20 protein-coding genes are annotated in these 20,757 nt (G+C 69.8%); 1 reads left to right on the top strand and 19 read right to left on the bottom strand.

Annotated features, from left to right (window positions below; translation table 11 throughout):
• Window positions 1–22: 22 nt before the first annotated feature.
• The 18 genes from ASF88_RS06310 to ASF88_RS06225 all read right to left on the bottom strand — a co-directional run bounded on the left by ASF88_RS06310 (window position 23) and on the right by ASF88_RS06225 (window position 19,119).
• On the bottom strand, window positions 23–862 hold the full coding sequence (locus ASF88_RS06310; RefSeq protein WP_055915610.1) for a DivIVA domain-containing protein: 840 nt from the start codon (window positions 860–862) through the stop codon (window positions 23–25).
• Window positions 863–1,040: 178 nt separating this feature from the next.
• Window positions 1,041–1,337, bottom strand: a complete 297-nt coding sequence (locus ASF88_RS06305; RefSeq protein ID WP_055915608.1) for a YggT family protein — start codon at window positions 1,335–1,337, stop codon at window positions 1,041–1,043.
• A 75-nt stretch (window positions 1,338–1,412) separates the two neighbouring features.
• Window positions 1,413–1,928: a cell division protein SepF gene (locus ASF88_RS06300; RefSeq protein WP_055915605.1), complete on the bottom strand. Its 516-nt coding sequence runs from the start codon at window positions 1,926–1,928 to the stop codon at window positions 1,413–1,415.
• A gap of 69 nt (window positions 1,929–1,997) precedes the next feature.
• On the bottom strand, window positions 1,998–2,699 hold the full coding sequence (locus ASF88_RS06295) for a YggS family pyridoxal phosphate-dependent enzyme (RefSeq protein ID WP_055915603.1): 702 nt from the start codon (window positions 2,697–2,699) through the stop codon (window positions 1,998–2,000).
• The gene (ftsZ, locus tag ASF88_RS06290; RefSeq protein ID WP_055915601.1) at window positions 2,665–3,840 is read right to left on the bottom strand and encodes a cell division protein FtsZ; all 1,176 of its coding nucleotides are present in this window, start codon (window positions 3,838–3,840) and stop codon (window positions 2,665–2,667) included. Before ftsZ ends, ASF88_RS06295 begins: the two co-directional genes overlap by 35 nt.
• A 143-nt stretch (window positions 3,841–3,983) precedes the next feature.
• A complete protein-coding gene (locus tag ASF88_RS06285) occupies window positions 3,984–5,024 on the bottom strand; it encodes an FtsQ-type POTRA domain-containing protein (RefSeq protein WP_055915599.1) in 1,041 nt (346 codons plus the stop codon).
• Between the two features lie 6 nt (window positions 5,025–5,030).
• Window positions 5,031–6,443, bottom strand: a complete 1,413-nt coding sequence (gene murC, locus ASF88_RS06280) for a UDP-N-acetylmuramate--L-alanine ligase (protein WP_055915597.1) — start codon at window positions 6,441–6,443, stop codon at window positions 5,031–5,033.
• A gap of 120 nt (window positions 6,444–6,563) precedes the next feature.
• Window positions 6,564–7,634: a UDP-N-acetylglucosamine--N-acetylmuramyl-(pentapeptide) pyrophosphoryl-undecaprenol N-acetylglucosamine transferase gene (locus tag ASF88_RS06275; protein ID WP_055915596.1), complete on the bottom strand. Its 1,071-nt coding sequence runs from the start codon at window positions 7,632–7,634 to the stop codon at window positions 6,564–6,566.
• On the bottom strand, window positions 7,631–8,890 hold the full coding sequence (gene ftsW, locus ASF88_RS06270; RefSeq protein WP_055915594.1) for a putative lipid II flippase FtsW: 1,260 nt from the start codon (window positions 8,888–8,890) through the stop codon (window positions 7,631–7,633). Before ftsW ends, ASF88_RS06275 begins: the two co-directional genes overlap by 4 nt.
• Window positions 8,853–10,397, bottom strand: a complete 1,545-nt coding sequence (murD, locus tag ASF88_RS06265; RefSeq protein WP_157498249.1) for a UDP-N-acetylmuramoyl-L-alanine--D-glutamate ligase — start codon at window positions 10,395–10,397, stop codon at window positions 8,853–8,855. The genes ftsW and murD overlap by 38 nt, the downstream gene beginning before the upstream one ends.
• A complete protein-coding gene (gene mraY, locus ASF88_RS06260) occupies window positions 10,394–11,506 on the bottom strand; it encodes a phospho-N-acetylmuramoyl-pentapeptide-transferase (RefSeq protein ID WP_055915589.1) in 1,113 nt (370 codons plus the stop codon). Before mraY ends, murD begins: the two co-directional genes overlap by 4 nt.
• Window positions 11,503–12,954 carry a UDP-N-acetylmuramoyl-tripeptide--D-alanyl-D-alanine ligase gene (locus ASF88_RS06255; RefSeq protein ID WP_055915586.1) on the bottom strand — a complete coding sequence of 484 codons (1,452 nt, stop codon included), beginning with the start codon at window positions 12,952–12,954 and terminating at the stop codon, window positions 11,503–11,505. The genes mraY and ASF88_RS06255 overlap by 4 nt, the downstream gene beginning before the upstream one ends.
• The gene (locus tag ASF88_RS06250) at window positions 12,954–14,498 is read right to left on the bottom strand and encodes a Mur ligase family protein (RefSeq protein WP_055915584.1); all 1,545 of its coding nucleotides are present in this window, start codon (window positions 14,496–14,498) and stop codon (window positions 12,954–12,956) included. The genes ASF88_RS06255 and ASF88_RS06250 overlap by 1 nt, the downstream gene beginning before the upstream one ends.
• Before the next feature lie 43 nt (window positions 14,499–14,541).
• Window positions 14,542–16,284: a peptidoglycan D,D-transpeptidase FtsI family protein gene (locus tag ASF88_RS06245; protein WP_055915582.1), complete on the bottom strand. Its 1,743-nt coding sequence runs from the start codon at window positions 16,282–16,284 to the stop codon at window positions 14,542–14,544.
• Between the two features lie 39 nt (window positions 16,285–16,323).
• Window positions 16,324–17,004: a hypothetical protein gene (locus ASF88_RS06240; protein WP_235493303.1), complete on the bottom strand. Its 681-nt coding sequence runs from the start codon at window positions 17,002–17,004 to the stop codon at window positions 16,324–16,326.
• Window positions 17,001–17,951, bottom strand: coding sequence for a 16S rRNA (cytosine(1402)-N(4))-methyltransferase RsmH (rsmH, locus tag ASF88_RS06235; protein WP_200935236.1), 951 nt, complete (start codon window positions 17,949–17,951; stop codon window positions 17,001–17,003). Before rsmH ends, ASF88_RS06240 begins: the two co-directional genes overlap by 4 nt.
• A gap of 106 nt (window positions 17,952–18,057) precedes the next feature.
• A complete protein-coding gene (mraZ, locus tag ASF88_RS06230; protein ID WP_055916780.1) occupies window positions 18,058–18,489 on the bottom strand; it encodes a division/cell wall cluster transcriptional repressor MraZ in 432 nt (143 codons plus the stop codon).
• 249 nt (window positions 18,490–18,738) lie between these two features.
• Window positions 18,739–19,119 (bottom strand): DUF3040 domain-containing protein, encoded by a 381-nt coding sequence (locus ASF88_RS06225; protein WP_055915578.1) that lies wholly within the window; start codon window positions 19,117–19,119, stop codon window positions 18,739–18,741.
• Between the two features lie 78 nt (window positions 19,120–19,197).
• Here ASF88_RS06225 and ASF88_RS06220 point away from each other — a divergent pair, with 78 nt between their 5' ends.
• Window positions 19,198–20,316 carry a polyprenyl synthetase family protein gene (locus ASF88_RS06220; RefSeq protein WP_055915576.1) on the top strand — a complete coding sequence of 373 codons (1,119 nt, stop codon included), beginning with the start codon at window positions 19,198–19,200 and terminating at the stop codon, window positions 20,314–20,316.
• A 39-nt stretch (window positions 20,317–20,355) separates the two neighbouring features.
• Here ASF88_RS06220 and ASF88_RS06215 read toward each other — a convergent pair whose 3' ends face one another.
• Window positions 20,356–20,697: an Rv2175c family DNA-binding protein gene (locus ASF88_RS06215; RefSeq protein WP_055915574.1), complete on the bottom strand. Its 342-nt coding sequence runs from the start codon at window positions 20,695–20,697 to the stop codon at window positions 20,356–20,358.
• Window positions 20,698–20,757: the final 60 nt, after the last annotated feature.

The raw sequence follows: 20,757 nt of genomic DNA, 5'->3' as shown, positions 1-20,757 counted from the left end.
GCTGACCTTGGTCCTCGAAGGACTAGCCTCCAAAGCCGGGGAAGACCGGGGGCTGTGCGCCCTGGTCCTGGCTGTTGGCGTCACCCGAGCCGGCGGGGACCGGGGTCGGCACGCTGCCGGTGCCCTGAGCCGGACGACCCTGCCCGAAACCGGACGGCGCGGCGGCGGGCTGGCTGTCGAGGTCGCGAAGCTGACCCTCGATGTAGCCCTTCAGGCCCTGACGGTAGTCGCGCTCGAAGGTGCGGAGCTCGTCGATGCGGCGCTCCAGACCGGTGCGCTCCTGGTCGAGTGCGCTGATCTGCGCACGCTGCTTGGACTCGGCCTCCGCGACGATGCGGGCGGCGGTGGCGTGGCCCTCCGCGATGAGCGCGTCGCGCTTCTCGACACCCTCGCGCACATGCTCCTCGTGGAGGCGGCGCGCGAGCTGGAGGAGGTTGTTGGTCGCGTTCGGGTCGTTCGCGTCGGTCGCACCACCGGCGGCGAACCCGGCAGCGGCACCAGCGGCGGCGGCCGGCGCGGCGGACGCCTGCTGCCGAGCGGTCTCGGCCTCGTGCTGCGCGGCGGCGAGGCGCTGCTTGAGCTCGTCGTTCTCCTGCTGGAGGCGCTGCACCTCGCCGTTGTCGGCGGCCGCGGCGGCTGCGACGGGAGCGGCCGGAGCGGCGCCGCCGCTGCGCTGCAGTTCGGCGATGCGGGAGTCGGCCGCGACGAGGCGCTGCTTGAGCTCGTCGCTCTCCTGGGTCAGACGACGCAGTTCGACGACGACCTCGTCGAGGAAGTCGTCGACCTCGTCCTGGTCGTAGCCCTCACGGAACTTCGTCGGTTGGAACCGCTTGTTGACTACATCTTCCGGAGTCAGCGCCATGGCAAGCCACCTTCGATCATGAAAAAGACGAACATTGAGTGCGTTCAGCCAACGCTAGCAAAGTGCGCCGCGAGAGCGCACTCCGCCGCACCCGTGGTGCGTCGGCCTCGACCACATTACAACGGGTGCGCGCCGCGCTCCGACACCGACGCTCGCCAACCTCCCAGGGAGGCCGCGCTCAGGTGAAGCTCAGGGTCACATACAAGCCGATGATGACGACGAGCATGGTGAGGCTCCAGCCGAAGTCGATCGCGACGGGCCCCATCGACAGCGGCGGGATGATCCGGCGGAAGAAGCGGATCGGCGGGTCGGTGACCACGTACGTGGACTCGGCGAGGACGAGTCCGAAGCCCCGCGGGCGCCATTGCCGTGCGAAGGTCCGCACCAGGTCGAGCACGAACCGCGCCCAGAGCACGAAGAAGTAGATCAGGAGGACGTAGTAGAGGACGTTCGCGATGATCGAGAGGACAAGCACGCTTCCAGTATGAACGACCGAGAATGCACGAAAGCGCACCGCCCGGCCGGACGGTGCGCTTTCGTACGGAGGCTGTCAGGCCTGCGCGAAGAAGGAGGCGTCGACGTCTGCGTCCTGGCCGCCGTGCTCTCCGGAGACCACGACGTGCGACGGGGAGAGCAGGAACACCTTGGGAGTCACCCGCTCGATCTTGCCGTAGAGGCCCTGCGAGAGGCCGCTCGCGAAGTCGATGAGACGGCGCGCGTCGCTCTCGCTCATCTGCGAGAGGTTGATGATCACCGGGATGCCTTCGCGGAAGGACTCGGCGATCGCCTGCGCGTCGCGGTACTGGCGGGGGTGGACTGTGAGGATCTCGTTCATTTCCTGTACCGAAACATTCCGTGCGGTGGACGATTTGCGCAGCGGGGTGACCGGAGCGCGACCGGCCACGGGGGCGACCGGAGCGGGGTGCGGGACGGGCTGGACGGGCGCAGGCGCAGGAGCTTCGCGGCGCGGCTGGTGCTGCGCCTGCTCCTGGGGCTGCTCGTCGAACTCCAGCTCCTCGTCGGCGAGGCCCAGGTAGACCATCGTCTTCTTCAGCGGGTTGGCCATGCGCTTCCTCCGTGTAGACCGGTGCGCCGACGCCTCGCACGCACTGTATGAACCTTCTCCCTTTCGAGATTAACCAAGGGTCGGCCGATTCCCGGTAATGGCCGTGCCGATCCGAAGGTGTGTCGCGCCGGCCGCGATCGCCTCGCGGTAGTCCTGCGACATCCCCGCCGAGATGGCGACGGCATCCGGCGCGAGTGTCCGGACGCGTTCGCTCGCCCGGCGCACCCGCTCGAAAGCGCGAGCCGGCTCCTCGTCCAGCGGCGCCACGGCCATGACGCCGAGCAGTCGCAGCCCCGGCGTCTCGAGCACCCGCTCGACCAGCGCTTCGAGGTCCCGGTCCGCCACGCCTCCGCGGCCGGGGTCGTCGGTGAGGTTGAGCTGCACGAACGCGTCGACCACGTCCTCCTCGGAGGCGAGTGCGTCGACAAGGGACGAGCGGTCGATCGAGTGGATCACCCGGGCGTAGCGCCGCACCTGGCGGGCCTTCTTGCTCTGCAGCTGCCCGACGAAGTGCCAGCGCAGGCCGAGGTCGGCGAGCTCGGTCGCCTTCTCCTGCGCTTCCTGGTGCCGGTTCTCCCCCACGTCCTGAACGCCGAGCGCCGCAAGCTCGCGCACGAGGGAGGCCGGGTGGAACTTCGTCACGACGATGGTCGTGAGCTCCTCCGGCGCGCGGCCGGCGGCCCTGGCGGCATCGGCGATACCGCCGCGGACCGCGGCCAGCCGCTCGGCGAGCGCGTTACTTGAGGAAGTCGGGGATGTCGAGGTCGTCATTCTCGTCGTCGAACGCCGGGTCCTTCTGGGCCGTCTCGGTGACCGGGGTCTCGCCGGTCGCGTGCCACTCCGTCGCGGGGGCCTCCACCTCGCCGGCCTCCACGATCGCGGAGGAGGAGGCGGCCGCCTCCTCGGGTCCCGTCTCGACGAAGGTCGAGCGGCGCGTGTCGGCCGCGGCCTGCACCGACTTCGGTTCGCCGCCGTCGAAGCCTGCCGCGATGACCGTGACGCGCACCTCGTCGCCGAGGGTGTCGTCGATGACCGCACCGAAGATGATGTTGGCCTCGGGGTGCACGGCCTCCTGCACCAGGCGGGCCGCGTCGTTGATCTCGAAGATGCCGAGGTTCGATCCGCCCTGGATGGAGAGCAGCACGCCATGGGCGCCGTCGATGGAGGCCTCCAGCAGCGGCGAGGCGACCGCCAGTTCCGCCGCCTTGATGGCGCGGTCGGCGCCGCGCGACGAGCCGATGCCCATGAGCGCCGAGCCTGCGCCCTGCATCACGGACTTCACGTCGGCGAAGTCGAGGTTGATGAGGCCGGGGGTGGTGATGAGGTCGGTGATGCCCTGGACGCCGGCGAGGAGCACCTGGTCGGCGGTGGAGAACGCCTCCAGCATGCTGATGCCGCGGTCGCTGATCTCCAGCAGCCGGTCGTTCGGGACGACGATGAGGGTGTCGACCTCTTCTTTGAGGCGCTGAACGCCGGACTCGGCCTGCTGCTGGCGACGCTTGCCCTCGAAGGAGAACGGCTTGGTGACCACACCGATGGTGAGCGCGCCGATCGACTTGGCGATGCGCGCGACCACAGGCGCGCCGCCCGTGCCGGTGCCGCCGCCCTCACCTGCGGTCACGAAGACCATGTCGGCACCCGCGAGCGCCTCCTCGATCTCCTCCGCGTGGTCCTCCGCCGCCCGGCGGCCGACCTCGGGGTCGGCTCCGGCGCCGAGGCCGCGGGTGATCTCGCGACCCACGTCGAGCTTCACGTCGGCGTCGCTCATGAGCAGCGCCTGGGCGTCCGTGTTGATGGCGATGAACTCAACGCCGCGCAGGCCGAGCTCGATCATGCGGTTGACGGCGTTCACGCCGCCGCCGCCGATGCCGACGACCTTGATCACGGCGAGGTAGTTCTGGTTTGCTGTCACTTCCGGCCTCCACGGGAACCTTCAACCTCAACTCGAGGCTTAAAGTTATGCTGAGTATGCAATTCTCAATTCGACGGTAGAGGCGCTTTGCCTCCACCCGCCGCAGCTTCCAGGCGTGTCGGCAAAGTGAGCCTCCAACCCGGTCATCCCGTCGTCACACTGTGCGGCGACGAGACGTCGTAGCGGCGCGCGTCGGGCGCTCCCTTCAGGAGCGCGGCGAGGTCCGCCGACTTGAGCGCGGAGTCCTCCGCGCTCCCCCAGACGACCGTCGCACCGCTGCCGCGCAGCGTGAACGACACGTCGTCCTTGGTCTTCGCCGAGATGGTGTCGACCCTCCCGAGCACGTCGGTGGGCAGCGACGCCAGCACGGCGGAGGCCGCGGCGAACCCGGAGTCGGCGTTCGCGTCGGCCGCCGCACCGGTGGCCGAGATCAGCGGGAAGTCCGCCGGCCGCGTCGCGCTCGAGGAGATCGGGACCTTCGCCTCGTCGACGAGCACGAACGCCGACCCCTGCTGCACGACGCCGATCGGCTGACGCTCGACGATCCGGACCACGAGAGTGTCGGGCGGATGGCTCTCGAGCGTGTAGCTGCGGATGAGCGGGAACCCCGCGAGGTCGCTCGAGATCTCGGCCTGATCGAGCAGGGCGAGCGGCTTGCCCACCTGGTCGTCGAGCTTCGTCGCGATCGCCGCGGGGTCGAGGCGCGAGGCGCCCACGACCTCCACGTGACGCAGGGCGAGCAGCGGGGAGAGTCCGACCAGCACGACGCCGAGCACCAGGGCCACGACCACGCCCGCCCCACCCAGCCAGAGCATCCGGCGATGGCGGGAGCGTTTGGTGAAGCGCCGCACCTCGCCGCGCTCGACGCGCTTGCGCTCGGCGCGCGCCGCCCGCAGAGCGCGGGAGATCTCGCGGTTGCTCGGGATGCGGCCGATCGCCGCGTCGGCGTAGCGCCGCGCGGCACGGTCCGCCTCGGATGCCTCGCGTGGCGTCTCGCGCTCCGGCTCGCGCGGCGTCGCAACGACGTCCTGACGCACGATCGGGATGGGCTCCGTGACCGTGCCGACCGCGGCCGGGCGCTCCGGCGAGCTCTCCGGCGAGCTCTCCGGCGCGGCGGGGGCCGGAGCGTCCGGCACGCCCGCGCGCGGCGCGACGGGCCGGTCGAAACCCTGGGGACGCTTCACCGGCGACTACTCCCGGACGCGGCGGAGCGAGTCGAGGAGCTGCGGGACGATGCGGTAGACGTCGCCGCAGCCGAGCGTGATGACGAAGTCGCCCTCGCGGGCGATGCTGGCCGTGTGGTCGGCGGCCGCCTGCCAGTCGGCGATGAACGCGACGTGCTCGGGATGCTCGAAGCGGTCGGCGACGAGCGCGCCCGTCACGCCCGGCTCCGGGTCTTCGCGCGCGCCGTAGACGTCGAGCACGACGGTCTCGTCGGCATAGGTCTCGAGCGTCTCGGCGAACTCGCGGGCGAACAGCCGGGTGCGGCTGTAGAGGTGGGGCTGGTGCACGGCGATGATGCGTCCGTCGCCCACGACCGTCCGCGCCGCCGACAGGGCGGCCGCGACCTCGGTCGGGTGATGCGCGTAGTCGTCGTAGACGCTCACGCCGCCCACGGTGCCGTGCAGCTCGAAGCGACGCTCGGTCCCCCCGAACTCGGCGACGGCGGCCAGCGCGGCGGCCGGGTCGAAGCCGAGGCCCGTCAGGACGGCGAACGCGCCGCCCGCGTTGATGGCGTTGTGCCGCCCTGGCACGCGCAGACGCGCCGCGTACTCCTCGCCCCGATAGCTCAGCGAGAACGCCACAGGTCCGTCGGTGACGATCGAGTGGACACGGACGTCTGCGTCCTCGGCCTCGCCGAAGGTGATCACGCGCTTGTCGGGAGCGACCTCGCGCAGCCGGCGGTGCACGTGGGTCGCGCCGGCGTCGTCCGAGGACACCACGACGAACTCGTCCGCCTCCTTCGCAAAGGTCACGAAGGCGTCCTCGAACGCCTCCAGCGAGCCGTAGTGGTCGAGGTGGTCGGGGTCGACGTTGGTGATCAGGGCGACGGCCGTGTCGTAGAGCAGGAACGAGCCGTCCGACTCGTCGGCCTCGACGACGAACAGCTCGCCGCTTCCGGTCTGCGAGCTCTTGCCGAGCGAGGCGATCACGCCGCCGTTCACGAAGCTGGGGTCTTCGCCGAGCCCGAGCAGGCCGGTGATGATCATGCCCGTGGAGGTCGTCTTGCCGTGCGCGCCGGCCACCGCGACGAGCCGCTTGCGGTTGATCAGCCACGCGAGCGCCTGCGACCGGTGGAGCACAGGGAGGCCCTTCTCGAGCGCCAGCTGGTACTCCGGGTTGTCCTGCCACAGCGCACCGGTGACCACGACCGTGTCGGCGTCGCCGACGTTCGCGGCGTCGTGGCCGATCGTGACGGTGGCGCCGAGCGCGCGCAGCGCGTCGACGTTCGCCGAGTGCCGGACGTCCGACCCGGTCACCGTGTGACCCGACTCCAGAAACAGACGGGCGATGCCGCTCATCCCCGAACCGCCGATCCCGACGAAGTGCACTGCACCCAGGTCGTTGGGGATGGTGGCGCTGAGGTCGGGTTTGATCGTCACAGGTGCTGCTTTCGGTCCGCGAGTCGGTTGAACAGAGTACAGGCTACGCGGCGAACCTCAGGATTCGGCCAGGGCACTCCGATTAGCGCAGCGCACTCCGATTAGCGCAGCGCACTCCGATTAGCGCAGCGCACTCCGGATCAGACCGACCATCCGGTCCGAGCCGTCGCGCACGCCCGTGGTCGCGGCCCGTCGGGCCATCTCGTCGACCGCCGGCCGATCCGCCAGCAGCGGAAGCAGGCGCCCGTCGACCCACGACGGGAGGAACTCCGCGTCGTCGACCAGGATTCCGCCTCCGGCCTCCACGACGCCGGCCGCGTTGAAGCGCTGCTCGCCGTTGCCGATCGGGAACGGCACGTACACCGCGGGAATGCCGAGGGCGGCGAACTCGCACACGGTCGCCGCTCCCGCCCGCGCCACGGCGAAGTCGGTCAGCGCGAAGGCGAGGTCCATGCGGTCGCAGTAGTCGAGGAGGCGGTAGTGCTCGATGCCCGGATCGCTCAGCTCGCCGCGGCCACCCTGGATGTGCAGCACCTGCCACCCGGCGGCCGTCAGGGCGGCTGCACGATCGGCGATGGTCCCGTTGAGGCGCCGGGCGCCGAGCGAGCCGCCGGTGACCAGGAGGGTCGGGCGGTCGTCGACCAGCCCGAACTCGTCGAGTGCGACGGGACGTGCTGCAGCACGGTCGAGCTCCTCGATCTCCGGTCGAAGCGGCATCCCCACGAAGCGGGCGTGCGGGAGTCGCGTGCCGTCGAAGGCGACGCCCACCCAGGGCGTCGAGCGTGCACCGAGGCGGTTCGCCAGCCCCGGTCGCGCGTTGGCCTCGTGGAGGGCGTACGGAACTTTCGCGCTGCGCGCGGCCGAGTACGCGGGGGCGGCGGCGTAGCCTCCGAAACCGACCACGACGTCGATGCCGCGATCGCGGATCAGGTCGGTCACCGAGCGCACCGCCCGGCGGTACTCGCCGGGGAACCGCAGTGCCGCACCGTTCGGGCGACGCGGGAACGGGAGCTTGGGGATGGTCGCGAGCTCGTAGCCGCGGGCCGGAACCAGCCGCGACTCCAGCCCCTCCTTCGTGCCCAGCACGACGACCTCCGCCGACGGGTCGTCGCGGCGCAGCCGATCGCCGACGGCGAGCAGGGGGTTCACATGGCCGGCGGTTCCTCCGCCGGCGAGGAGGTACCGGCTCACGCGGCGGACCCCGAACGGACGGCGGATCCCTTGGCACGACGGGCGTCGCGGGAGTTCTGGCGGGCGAAGGACAGCACGATGCCGATTGCGATCATGGAACTGATCATCGCAGTCCCTCCCGCAGAGATCAGTGGGAGCGGGACCCCGAGCACCGGGATGACGCCGAGCACGACGGCGATGTTCACGAACGCCTGGAAGATGAGCCACACCATGATCGCCGCGGTCGTGACGCGCGGGAACGGGTCGGTCGAGGAGTGGATGATGCGCAGGAAGACGATGGCGAGCATCACGAACAGCAGGAGCACGACCACCGCCCCGATGAGGCCGAGCTCCTCCCCGATGATCGCGAAGATGAAGTCGGTGTCGGCCGCGGGCAGCCACGACCATTTGGAGTGCGAGTTGCCGAGGCCCACGCCGAACACGCCCCCGGAGGCGAGCGCGTAGAAGCCGTTGTCGATCTGCCAGTTGACGTCCGGATTCGCGGCGCTCGCGCCGCCGAAGAGCGCGGCGATGCGTCCCATCCGGCTGGCGCTGGACATCGCGACGAACACCGCGACGACCGCGACCCCGGCCAGCCCGGCGAACAGGTAACGGACCCGCACACCGGCGAAGAACAGTCCACCGAGCACGAACGCGGCCATGACGACCGTCGTGCCGAGGTCTCCGCCGAGGACGACCAGGCCGATGGCGCCTCCCGCGATCGGCAGGATCGGCAGCGCCACGTGCCGCCAGTCGTCGATGAGATCCTGCTTGCGGGCCAGCACGACCCCGAGCCAGACGACCAGTGCGAGCTTGATGGCCTCCGACGGCTGCCCCACGAACCCGCCGACGCGGATCCAGTTGCGGTTGCCGCCGATCTCGACGCCGAGGGGCGTGACCAGCACCAGCAGCTGCAGGAAGCACGCGGCGCCGAGGATGAACCAGATCGAGCGCTTCCAGAACGTCATCGGGATGCGCGAGACGATGAACATCAGCGGGAGGCCGACGAGGGTGTACGCCCCTTGCGACCAGAACCGCGAGAAGAAGTTGTCGGTGTCGTTGTGCGACTCGACCGACGAGGACGACAGCACCATCACGAGCCCGAAGACCACCATGAACAGGGTGATGCCGAGCAGGAGGAAGTAGTCGGAGGACTCGCTGTTCATGGCGCGGCCCAGCGAGATCCGCGCCGTCAGGGCGCCGATCCGCGACTCGGGCTCGCGTTCGGAGTCGGAGCCGTCAGGCGCCGGGCGGAGCCGAGGCGGAGTCGTCGTCATCCGCCCCACCTCCAAAAAACTCGTTGACGGCCGCCTGGAAGAGGCGACCACGTTCTGCGTAGTCGGCGAACTGGTCCATCGACGCCGCCGCCGGCGCGAGCAGTACGGTGTCGCCCTCGCGGGCGAGACCGCCGGCCAGCCGCACCGCCGTCGGCATGACACCTTCAGTCTCGTCGGCGTCCACCTCCAGCACCGGCAGCCCGGGGGCGTGTCGCTCGAATGCCGCGAGCAGTGCGGAACGGTCCGTACCGATCAGGACGGCGCCACGGAGCCGGTCGGCGTGCGCCGCCACGAGCTGCTCGACATCGACACCCTTGAGGAGGCCGCCGACGACCCAGACGACGGAGGGATACGCACGAAGAGAGGCGTCCGCCGCGTGCGGGTTGGTGGCCTTGGAATCGTCCACCCAGCTGACACCCGCCTCCACGCGGACCAGCTCGATTCGGTGGGAGTCGAGCCGGAACGCCGTGAGCACATCGCGGACGACCTGCGGCTCGACGCCGTAGGAGCGCGCGAGGGCGCTGGCGGCGAGGATGTTCGCCACGACGTGCGGCGCGGCCAGCCCGGCCTCCGCCAGCTCGTCGAGCGTGGTGAGCTCGATGGCGCTGTTGCGGCGGTCCTCCAGAAAGGCGCGGTCGCACAGGATGCCGTCGACGATGCCGAAGTCGCTCGGGCCGGGCACGTCGAGACCGAAGCCGATGGCGCGGGCGCCCTCGACGACGTCCGCCTCCTCGACCATCCGGCGCGTCGTGAGATCGGCGCGGTTGTAGACGCACGCGACCTGGGCGTTGTCGTAGACCTTCGCCTTGGCGGCGATGTACGCCTCCAGCGAGCCGTGCCAATCGAGGTGGTCGTCCGCGATGTTCAAGCAGGCCGCCGAGTAGGGCGAGAGCTCGCCTCCGCGATTGCGGTTCACCCAGTGCAGCTGATAGCTCGACAGCTCGACCACGAGCACGTCGAAGCCCTGCGGATCGCGGATCGCGTCGAGCACCGGCACGCCGATGTTGCCGCACGGGGCGACGCGGGAACCGCCGGCGAGCAGCATCGTCGCCGTGAGCTGCACCGTGGTCGTCTTGCCGTTCGTGCCCGTGACGCAGATCCAGTCGGCGGGGCTTCCGTCGGGGCCGGTGACCTTGTCGCGGAGGCGCCACGCCAGCTCGATGTCGCCCCAGACGGCGACGCCCTCCTGCTCGGCCCAGAGCAGCAGCGGGTGGTCCCAGTGGAATCCGGGAGAGACGACGATGAGCTCCGGCGCGAATTCGACCAGCCGCCCAGGTGGGGCGCTCAGGTCGGGCTCTTCGAGCAGCTCCGCCCCGATGACCTCCAGCAGCATCGCGCGCTCGGCGTCGGCGCGGGAGGCCACCACGAGGACCTCGGCCCCGAGCTCGGCCAGCGTGTCGGCCACCGAGAAGCCCGTGACGCCGAGGCCGAAGACGGCGACCCGCAGCCCGCGCCAGTGGTGGTGCCAGCTGGTGAGGGCCTCCAGGCGTTCGCTGACCGACGTCACGTCGCGAGCCACTCGAGGTAGAACGAGCCGACGCCCGCGGCGACGAGGAGGCCGCCGATGATCCAGAAGCGCACGACGACCGTGATCTCGGCCCAGCCCTTCAGTTCGAAATGATGATGGATCGGACTCATCAGGAAGATACGTTTGCCGTGCGTGAGCTTGAAGTAGGCCCGCTGGACGATGACGGATCCGGCCTCGATGACGAACAGGCCTCCGATGAGCACGAGCAGGAGCTCGGTGCGGCTGAGGATCGCGAGGGCCGCAACAGCGCCGCCGAGCGCGAGCGAACCGGTGTCACCGAGGAAGATCTGGGCGGGCGACGTGTTCCACCAGAGGAAGCCGACCACCGCTCCCACGATCGCCGTGGCGACGATCGCGAGGTCGAACGGATCTCGCACGTCGTAGCACTTGGCGATGTTCTCGGGGTTTAGGGTGGGGCTGGCGCACGACTGGATGGACTGCCAGAACCCGATGATGATGTACGCGCCGATCGCCAGGATGCTCGCGCCGGACGCGAGACCGTCGAGGCCGTCCGTGACGTTAACCCCGTTGGAGGTGGCTGCGACGATGAAGTTGATCCAGATCAGGTAGAGCCCGTATCCGACGAGGACACCGATCACGCCGAACTTGGTGATCGAGCCGAAGTCGATGGGCAGGTCCCGGATGAACGAGACGCTCATGGTCGCCGGCGTGTACCCGCGCGAGTCGGGGAACCGGATGGCGAGGAACGCCCACACGGTCGCGACCACGACCTGGCCGGCGACCTTGGCCCAGCCCGTGAGCCCGAGGCTGCGCTCCCGGCGCGTCTTGAGGAAGTCGTCCACGAATCCGACGACGCCGAGGCCGACCATGAGGAACAGCACCAGCAGCGCGGACACGCTGGTCTCGTCGCCGGTGAGCAGGAGCGCTGTGAAGTAGCCGAAGAGCGTGCCCAGGATGACGACGATGCCGCCCATGGTCGCCGTTCCACGCTTGGCGTGGTGGCTCTGCGGCCCGTCGTCGCGGATGAACTGGCCCCACTGGAGGCGCCGGAAGAGCCGGATGAAAAGCGGAGTGAGGAACAGCGTGAACGCCATCGACAGCGCGCCGGAGGTCAGAAGGGCTCTCACGAGAAGAATTCTCCCAGTCGGTCGCCGAGGAACCGGAGCCCCGCGGAGTTGGACGACTTGACGAGCACGGTGTCACCGGCGCGCAGCGTCGAGGACAGGTGGTCGAAGGCCGCGTCCTGGGTCTCGAAGAACAGCGACTCGCCGTCCCACGACCCCTCGTTGATGGCGGTGATGTGCATGCGGCGGGCGGACGGCCCGACGATCACCAGCTGGTCGATCCCGAGGCGGACCGCGAGGAGTCCGATGCGGTCGTGCTCCTCACCGGAGAACTCGCCCAGCTCGCTCATCTCGCCGAGGACCGCGACGGTCCGCTCCCCCGGCTCGGCGATCTGCGCGAGGGTCTTGATGGCCGCGGCCATGGAGTCCGGGCTGGCGTTGTATGCGTCGTTGATGACGGTGACGCCGCGGGCGCCGCCGAGCACCTCCATGCGCCAGCGTTCAGCGCGCTGCACGGTCTCGAGCGCGGCCACGATCGAGTCGATGTCGACACCGAGCGTATGTGCGGCGGCGGCCGCCGCCAGGGCGTTCATCACGTGATGCTCGCCCAGCACCTGGAACTGCACCGGGCGGGACTCGCCTGCGCCCTCTCCGCCGTCGACGGCGGGCAGGTGCAGGGTGAACGACGTCCCGCGTGACGTCGAGCGCACGTCGGTGGCCCGCACGGCCGCGCGCTCGTCGAGGCCGAACCACACCACCCGGGCGACCGTCTTGTCCTCCATGGAGGCCACGCGAGGGTCGTCGAGGTTGAGCACCGCGACGTCGGACTCCAGCAGGTCGCTGACCATCTCGGTCTTGGCCGCGAGCGTCTTCTCGATGCCGCCGAACTCGCCGGCGTGAGCCAGGCCGACCTTGAGGACGATGCCGATGTCGGGACGCGCCATGCGCACCAGCCGGGCGATCTCGCCGATCCCGCTCGCGCCCATCTCGGCGACGAGGTACTGGGTCTCCTCCGTCACCTCGAGCATCGTGACCGGGGCCCCGACCTCGTTGTTGAAGGAGGCCCGAGGGGCGATGGTCGGGCCGAGCTGCTCGAGGATCGCGCGCAGCAGGTTCTTGGTGGTCGTCTTGCCGTTCGATCCGGTGACGCCGACGATCTTCAGGGTGCCGAGCGCGCGGACGCGCGCGATGACCTCGGTGGCGAGGTCGCCCAGAGCGACCACGGTGTCGGGCACGAGCAGCTGCGGCACCGGCAGGTCGAGGGCATGGTCGACGACGAGCAGCGCCGCGCCGGCCTCGACGGCCTGGGGAGCGAACAGGTGGCCGTCGGTGACCTCGCCCGGCTTGGCGAAGAAGATCGTGCCGGGCACGACCTCCCGCGAGTCGGTGGTGGAGAGGCCGTCGACCAGAGTCTCGGGCGTCGCAGCAGTGCCGTCGGGCAGCAGGGCGCCGTCGAGCAGCAGAGTGCCGCGGGTCGCGGCGGCGATCTCGGCGAGAGTGAGGGCGATCACTACAGCCACCCGGCCTCTCGCAGCGCCAGTCGCGCATCGTCGCGGGCCGAGTACGGGAGGCGCTGGCCGGCGACCTCCTGATAGTCCTCGTGGCCCGGGCCGGCGTAGAGCACCACATCGCCTTCGCCGGCGAGGGCGAGGGCGGCGCGGAAGGCGGCGCGCGGGTCGGCGATCTCGTAGAGCTCCGCGTCGGGAACGGCGGCACGGGCGCCGTCGAGGAGGGCGGCGCGGATCACGGCCGGGTCCTCGGAGCGGGGGTGGAAGTCGGTGATGACGACCGCGTCGGCGCCGCGGGCAGCGATCGCGCCCATGTCGGCGCGCTTGGTCGTGTCGCGGTCGCCGTCGGCGCCGAACACCATGACGATCCGCCCGTCGGTGACCCGGCGCAGCGCGTCGAGGAGCGCCTGGAACGCGTCAGGTGTGTGGCCGTAGTCGATGAAGACGACAGGGCCGTGCTCGCCGGAGAGGCGCTCGGTGCGGCCGGGGACGTACGCGTCGATGCCGCCGTCGCGGTGGAGGGCGGCGCCGATGGCGTCGAGATCGTACCCGGACTCCACGAGCATGACGATCGCGAGCGCGGCGTTCGCGGCGTTGTAGGCGCCGAGCAGCGGCACCCGGGTCTCGAGGCGGCGGCCGTCGGGACCCGCCAGCTCGAACGCCGTCTCGGTGAGCGTCTCCTCGACGACCGTGAGCGTCCAATCGGCGTCGACGCCGGGAACGCTGGCCAGCGTGGAGACCTGGATGCGCGACTGCTCGACGAGAGCACGACCCCACTCGGAATCCACGGTGACGACCCCGCGGCGGGCACGGTCGGGCTGGAACAGCTCGAGCTTGGCGGCGAAGTAGTCGTCCATCGCGGCGTAGTCGTCGAGGTGGTCGTGGCTGAGGTTGGTGAAGCCGACGACGTCGAACTCGATCCCGTCGACGCGGTGCCGGCTCAGCGCCTGCGCGGACACCTCCAGCGCGACGGCGCGGACGCCCTCCTCGCGCATACGAGCCAGCAGAGCGTGCAGCTCGCTGGCCTCGGGGGTGGTGAGCTTGCTCGTGATCGCGTGCTCGCCGATCCGGCGCTCCGCCGTCGACGACAGGCCGGCGACGACGCCGAGCTGGCCGAGGATCGCGTAGAGCAGGTAGACGACGCTCGTCTTGCCGTTCGTGCCCGTGACGCCGAACAGCGTCGCCGCGTTCTCGTCGGTGCGGTAGATCCACGCGGCGACCGCGCCGAGGGCGGCGCGCGGGTCGGAGGTGACGATGACCGGGAGGCCGGAGTGGGCGGCGAGCTGCGCGCCCGCCTCGTCCGTGAGCACGGCGACGGCTCCCGCCTCGGCGGCGGCCGCGGCGAAGCTCGCGCCGTGCGCGTTCTTGCCTGGAACGCCGACATAGAGATCGCCTGGCTCGACCGCCGAGCTCGCGAGGGCGGCGCCGGTGACCTCGACGGCGTCGAGATCACCCCGCACGTCCAGCCCGAACTCCGCGACCAGCTGGGCGAGCGGGCGGGCGACGGGATGCTCGGGGCGCAAAGAGGAGGGCGCCGGTCCTGTCACGGGGCTCACTTTCAGTAGACGGGCAGTGCTCAATCGGCCGTTCTCAGTAGTACGGCGGGTAGTCGGCCGGGCTCGACGTCGAAGGCTTCACCCGGTAGGTCTTCAGCACCTGACTCATGATCGTGTGGAACAGCGGAGCGGCGGCTGCCGACGAAGTAATGGTAGTCGGGAACCCGAGGTTGACCGAAACGACGTACTGCGGGTCGTCCACGGGCGCGACGCCCATGACCGACACGTAGTACGACGGCAGGTAGCCTCCCTTGCCGTCCGCCTGCTGGGCCGTTCCGGTCTTCGCGGCGACGCGGTAGCCGGGGATCTGCAGCTGCTTAGCGAGCTCGCCCTTGGTGGTCACCGACTCCATCATCCCGAGCGTGGTGTTGGCGGCGTCGGCCGAGACCACCCTCACGGGCGTGGGCTTCGGGACGTCGGTCACGGTGCCGTCGGCCTGCTTGCAGCCCTGGACCATGGTCAACGGGATGCGGGTGCCCCCGTTGGCGAGCGCCTGGTATGCGCTCACCATCTGCAGCTGCGTCGCCGAGACGCCCTGGCCGAACATCGTCGCGTACTTGGTCTGGTCGTCCCAATCCTTGACCGGGTTCAGCTGGCCGGAGGACTCGTCGGGGTACGGGAGGCCGGTGTCGGACCCGATGCCGAACTTCTTGAGGTAGTCGTAGCGGGTCTGATCGGACAGGCGCTGGCCGAGCTGGGACATCCCGGTGTTCGACGACATCATCAGCACGCCCGTCAGCGTGAGCCGCAGCGGGTCGTGGTACCCGGAGTCGTGGAGGTCCGCTCCCTTGCCGGACTTCCACTCGTAGGGCGCGAGCACCTGGCTGGTCGGGTTCGCCTTGCCCTGATCGATCAGCATCGCCGCGGTGAGCGCCTTGAAGGTCGACCCGGGCTCACGCGGGTCGGTGAGGGTCTGGAGCCGCCAGTACGACGGGTCGGTCGCGTCGATGTTGTTCGGATCGAGCGCGGGCCATTGGGCGACCGCCTTGACCTTGCCGGTCTTGGCCTCCACCACCGTCACGTAGCCGAACTTCGACCCGGTCGCGGCGACCTGCTGCGCGAGAGTCTGCTCGGCGAACCACTGGAGGTCGCTGTCGACGGTGAGCTCGAGCGTCCCGCCGTCCTTGGCCTTGCTCTGCACGACTGTGCTGCCGGGGATGGCCACGCCGTCGGCGCCGCGCTGGTAGGTCTCCACACCGTTCTCGCCCGCCAGACAGCCGTTCTCGCTGTTCTCGAGGCCGCCGTTGCCCGCTTGCGAGACATAGCCGATCAGGTTGCCGGCCACCGCCCCGTTCGGGTAGCTGCGCGCTTGGGTCTTGCTGAAGGTCAGCCAGGGGTACGGGAGCTTGGCGAGCTTGTCGAAGACGGTCACGTCCATGCCGGACTTGATCAGCACGTACTTCGACTTGGCGTTCGCCTTGAGCGCGTCGTCGAACAGCTTGACGACCGCGTCGCCGCCCTGACCCGTGATGGCGCCGATCTTCGCGGCGGCCTCCACCATCTTGTCGCGGCCTCCCGCGATCGCATCGGACGGGGACGCCTGCGCCGTGTAGGTGTAGATGGTCGTCGCGAGGATCTTGCCGCTCGCGTCGACGATGTCGCCGCGGTTGCCGTAGAGGACGTTGGAGTCCTCCTTGGCGTTCACCGAGGCCCGTTGGAGGGCGTCTGCCCTCACCACCTGGATGTCGACGAGTTTGCCCCCGAGGATGGCGACGAACGCCGCGACGGCGACGACGGTCAGGGCCGTCCTCCGCCGCAGCATCTTCCTGTTGAGCATTGAAGGCCCGTCCCGTCGGCTAGCGCGTCAGTGTCCGTGTCAGTGCGTCACCGGTGTCGGCAACGCTCCCTGCAACGGTACGGACGGCTTGGGCGGAGTCGTGGATGCCGCTCCCGTGCTTGCGGAACTCCCAGCTTGCGTCGCCGCGGGCTGTCCCGCGACCAGTGGGACGCCGTTCAGCTGCGAGTTGGGCACCAGGTTGCCCTGGCCTCCGGTCACGGTGCCCGCGGCGCCGTTCGCCGCGACGGGCGCGCCGAGGACCGCGCCGTCGGAGAGCCGCAGGTAGGCGGGGTTGCTGTTGCTGACCATGCCGAGCGCGTTCGCGTTCGCGGCCAGGTTCTGCGGCGATGTCAGCCGGTTGAGGTCCTCCGAGGCGGCTTGGTAGCTGCGCTGCAGCTCCGTCTGCGTGGTCTGCAGGGAGCTCAGCTGGTACGCGCCCTGCGACACGCCGATGCTGAGGAGCAGCTGGGCCACCACGATCACGAGCAGAGCCGAGACGGCCGTGATCGCGTACAGCGTGCGGGGACGGGCCCTGCGCTGACTGCGGGTGGAGACGACCTCGAGGTGCGTGCGGCGCTCGCGTTCCGGCCGTTCCGGCCGCTGCGGCCGATCGAGTGCCGGCTCCTCCAGCAGGGGCGCTGTCGCGGCGGTGGAGGCCGGCACGTGCCAGCTCATGGTCGGACGCCGACGGACGCCCACCCCCAGGGTGTTGCTGCTCACGAGCCCCTCCTCACTCGTTCGGCCGCGCGCAGACGCACGGGTGTCGCTCTCGGATTGCGGGCCTTCTCGTCATCGTCGGCGAGCTCGGCCCCGCGGATCAGGAGCTTCAGCTCCGGCTGATGCTCCGGCAGCTCGACCGGGAGCCCGGCAGGTGCGCTGGAGCGCGACCGGGTCTGGAGCTCGCGCTTGACGATGCGGTCCTCCAGCGACTGGTACGACTCCACGACGATGCGGCCGCCCACCTCGAGCGCGTCGATCGCGGCCGGGATCGCACGCTCCAGCACCGCCAGCTCCTGGTTCACCTCGATGCGCAGCGCCTGGAACACGCGCTTGGCCGGGTGGCCCTGCCGCTGCACCGCGGCGGGCGTCGCCTTCTGCAGGATGTCCACCAGCTGGCCGGAGCGCACGATCGGAGCCGACTGCCGCTCCTCGACGATGCGCCGCGCGTACCGCGCCGCCAGCTTCTCCTCGCCGTAGTCGCGGAAGATGCGCCGCAGGTCGGCCTCGGAATACGTCGCCAGCACCACCTCGGCGGTCAGCTCGCTCGTGCCGTCCATCCGCATGTCGAGCGGTGCGTCCTTCGAGTAGGAGAAGCCGCGCTCGACGCGGTCGAGCTGCAGGGACGAGACGCCCAGGTCGAAGAGCACGCCGTCGATCCGGTCGATCCCGAGGCCGTCGAGGGCCTCCAGGATGCCGTCGTACACCGTGTGCACCAGGTGCACGCGGTCGCCGAAGCGCTCCAGCCGTGCTCCCGCGATGGCGAGCGCCTCGGGATCGCGGTCGAGGCCGACGAGCACGGCATCGGGGAAGCGCTCCAGCACGCCGGCGGAGTGGCCTCCCATGCCGAGGGTGGCGTCCACGAAGATCGCGCCCGGCTTCGCGAGCGCGGGCCCGAGGAGCTCGATGCAGCGTTCCAGGAGAACGGGGGTGTGGATGTCGTCCGTCATGTCCGCACCGGGAGGATCGTGCCCCTGGATCCGGATCCCCATCCATTCCGACCTGCCACCGGGGAAGTGGTGTCAGGGCGTATGGCTGGGAGTCCGACGCCAGGCGCTAGAACAGTCCCGGGATCACCTCCTCTTCCGTGTTCGCGAATGCTGCCTCCTGCTCGGCGAGGTAGGTCTCCCATGCCTCGGCATCCCATATCTCGGCGCGGCTGCCCGCGCCGATCACGACCAGGTCTCTGTCGAGGCCGGCGTACGACCGCAGCGGTGTCGGGATGGTGACCCGGTTCTGCTTGTCAGGAACCTCTGCGCTCGCCCCCGAGAGGAACACGCGCAGGTAGTCCCTGGCCTGCTTGCTGGTCACCGGCGCCTGCCGGATCTTCTCGTGCAGGGACTCGAACTCCCGCTGCGAGAAGACGTAGACGCAGTGCTCCTGACCGCGGGTCAGGACGAGGCCGGATGCGAGCTCATCCCGGAACTTGGCCGGCAGGATGATCCGCCCTTTCTCGTCCAGCTTGGGGGCATAGGTGCCGAGGAACATCGGTCCCACCCCCACTCTCCCGGCCACGGTCGCGGTACGCCTCCACTTTACTCCACTTCCAACCACAAAATCAGCCCAATCGGCTGTTTTGCCCCGTTTAGGGGTGTTAAAAGCCCGTGAATCCGCGGCAGAAGGCGGTGGAGGGAAATGGAGCGGGCTGGAGTGCCGAGGGAGCTTCGAAGGCACGAAAAAGGGCCGATCCGAAGATCGGCCCTGAGAAAGGGTGCGCTGTGGAGTGCGGTGGAGGGGCTAGCTCTGCCCGTCCTGCCGCTTGTCCCAGCGGTCGTTCATGCGATCCATGAAGCCGGGCTGCCCGCGCGTCGGCTTGCCCGACTTGCCCGCCGCGGCGGCGTCAGGATCGATCGCGACGCGTTTGCCCGGGGCGATGGCCAGCAGCACACCACCGAACATCACGACGAAACCGAGGATTCCGACGATCGGCAGCTGCACGAACACGCCGGTCACCAGCACGGCGACGCCGACGACGGCGACGAGGACGCCGAGGACGATCGAGCGATATGCAGGTCGTGCCCGCTTGCCTCCCACCTTGGCGACGAAGTCTGCGTCGTTCTGGTAGAGACTGCGTTCCATCTCTTCGAGGAGGCGCTGCTCATGTTCTGAAAGCGGCATCCGGATCCCCCTCTTTCTTGCGGGTTCTAGGCGTTGTGTGGCTGATTGTAGCCGCACCACTCTGACTAGGCTATACGTGTGTCCGAAAGCATCCGATTCGTCGACCTCATCCAGTCAAGAATCGATGGATTCTTCGATGCGCGTGCATCCATTCTCGTCTCCATCGCCGATGAACTCTCCCCGATCGCGGCTTTTTCGAGGGATTTTCTCAGCGGCGGCAAGCGCTTCCGTGCGCTCTTCTGCTTCTGGGGCTGGCAGGCGGTGCGCACCACCGGTGAGGAGGCCGCCAGCGGGCCGGTCACGGCGGGCGGTCCGCTCGACGGTGTCGTCTCCGTCGCCTCGGCCCTCGAGCTGTTCCACGCGGCTGCGCTCGTGCACGACGACCTCATCGACAACTCCGACACGCGTCGCGGGAAACCGTCGGCCCACCGGCGCTTCGAGCACCTGCACGAGCAGGAGGGCTGGCAGGGCTCCGGCGCCTCGTTCGGCACGGGCGCCGCGACGCTGCTGGGCGACTACCTCCTCATCCTCAGCGACGAGCTCTTCGACGAAGGACTCACCCAGACGGTGAGCGCCTCCGCCCGCCGGTCGGCCCGCGCCGAGTTCAACCGGATGCGACTGGACGTCACGGCCGGCCAGTACCTCGACATCTTCGAGGAGATCGGCTGGGCGGGCAGGCCCGATGCGGACCAGCTCGCCCGCGCGGAGCGCGTCATCGTCTACAAGTCAGCGAAATACTCCATCGAGTCACCCCTGCTGATCGGCGCCAGTCTCGCGGGCGCGACCGTCGGGCAGCTCGACGCCCTCCGCCGTTTCGGCCTCCCGCTCGGCATCGCCTACCAGCTGCGCGACGACCTCCTCGGCGTCTTCGGCGACGCGGATGTCACCGGCAAGCCGAGCGGGGACGATCTGCGCGAGGGCAAGCGCACGGTGCTGATCGCCCTCACCCGGCAGGCGGTCCCCGCGGGGGCGCGTGCGACCCTCGACGAGCTGCTCGGCGACCCGGACCTCACGCCGCAGCAGATCGAGACCCTGCAGATGACCATCCGCGAGTCCGGCGCCGTCGAGAAGGTGGAGCGGATGATCGCCGAGAACGTCGACCGCGCGATCGAGGCGCTCGACGGCGCGCCGCTGGGCGCCGCGGCGCGCGCGCAGCTGCGCGACCTCGCAGTGACGGTCACGCGACGCACCTACTGAGCCGGGCGCGCTGAACCGGCCGCTCGCGAAGGTGGTGGCTCAGGCCAGCGCCTGGGCGACCCTCCGCACCTCGGCCTTGCGACCGGCGCGCAGCGCCTCGATGGGCGCGGTGCCGAGGCTCTCGTCGTCGGACAGGAGCCAGTCGACGGCCTCCTCGTCGTCGAAGCCGTTGTCCGCGAGGACGATCAGCGTGCCATGGAGCTCGCTGAGGGGCTCGCCGTCGCGGAGGAAGACGGCCGGCACTTTGAGCACGCCGTCGACGCGCTTCGCCGCGAGATGACGGTCTTCGATGAGGCGGCGCACCCGGCTGACACCGAGTCCCAGCTGCTCCACAAGGTCGGGGATGGTGAGCCACTCGGTGGCCTGGACCTGCTCGTTCACAAGGACAAGCGTGCCACGACCGCGCGGCGAGCACGAGTCGGGACGAATGTTACGGTCATA

Source organism: Leifsonia sp. Leaf336 (genome assembly GCF_001423695.1).
Lineage (GTDB): Bacteria > Actinomycetota > Actinomycetes > Actinomycetales > Microbacteriaceae > Leifsonia.
Note: the sequence above shows the minus strand (reverse complement) of the source record. Positions and strands in the feature narration are given on the sequence as shown.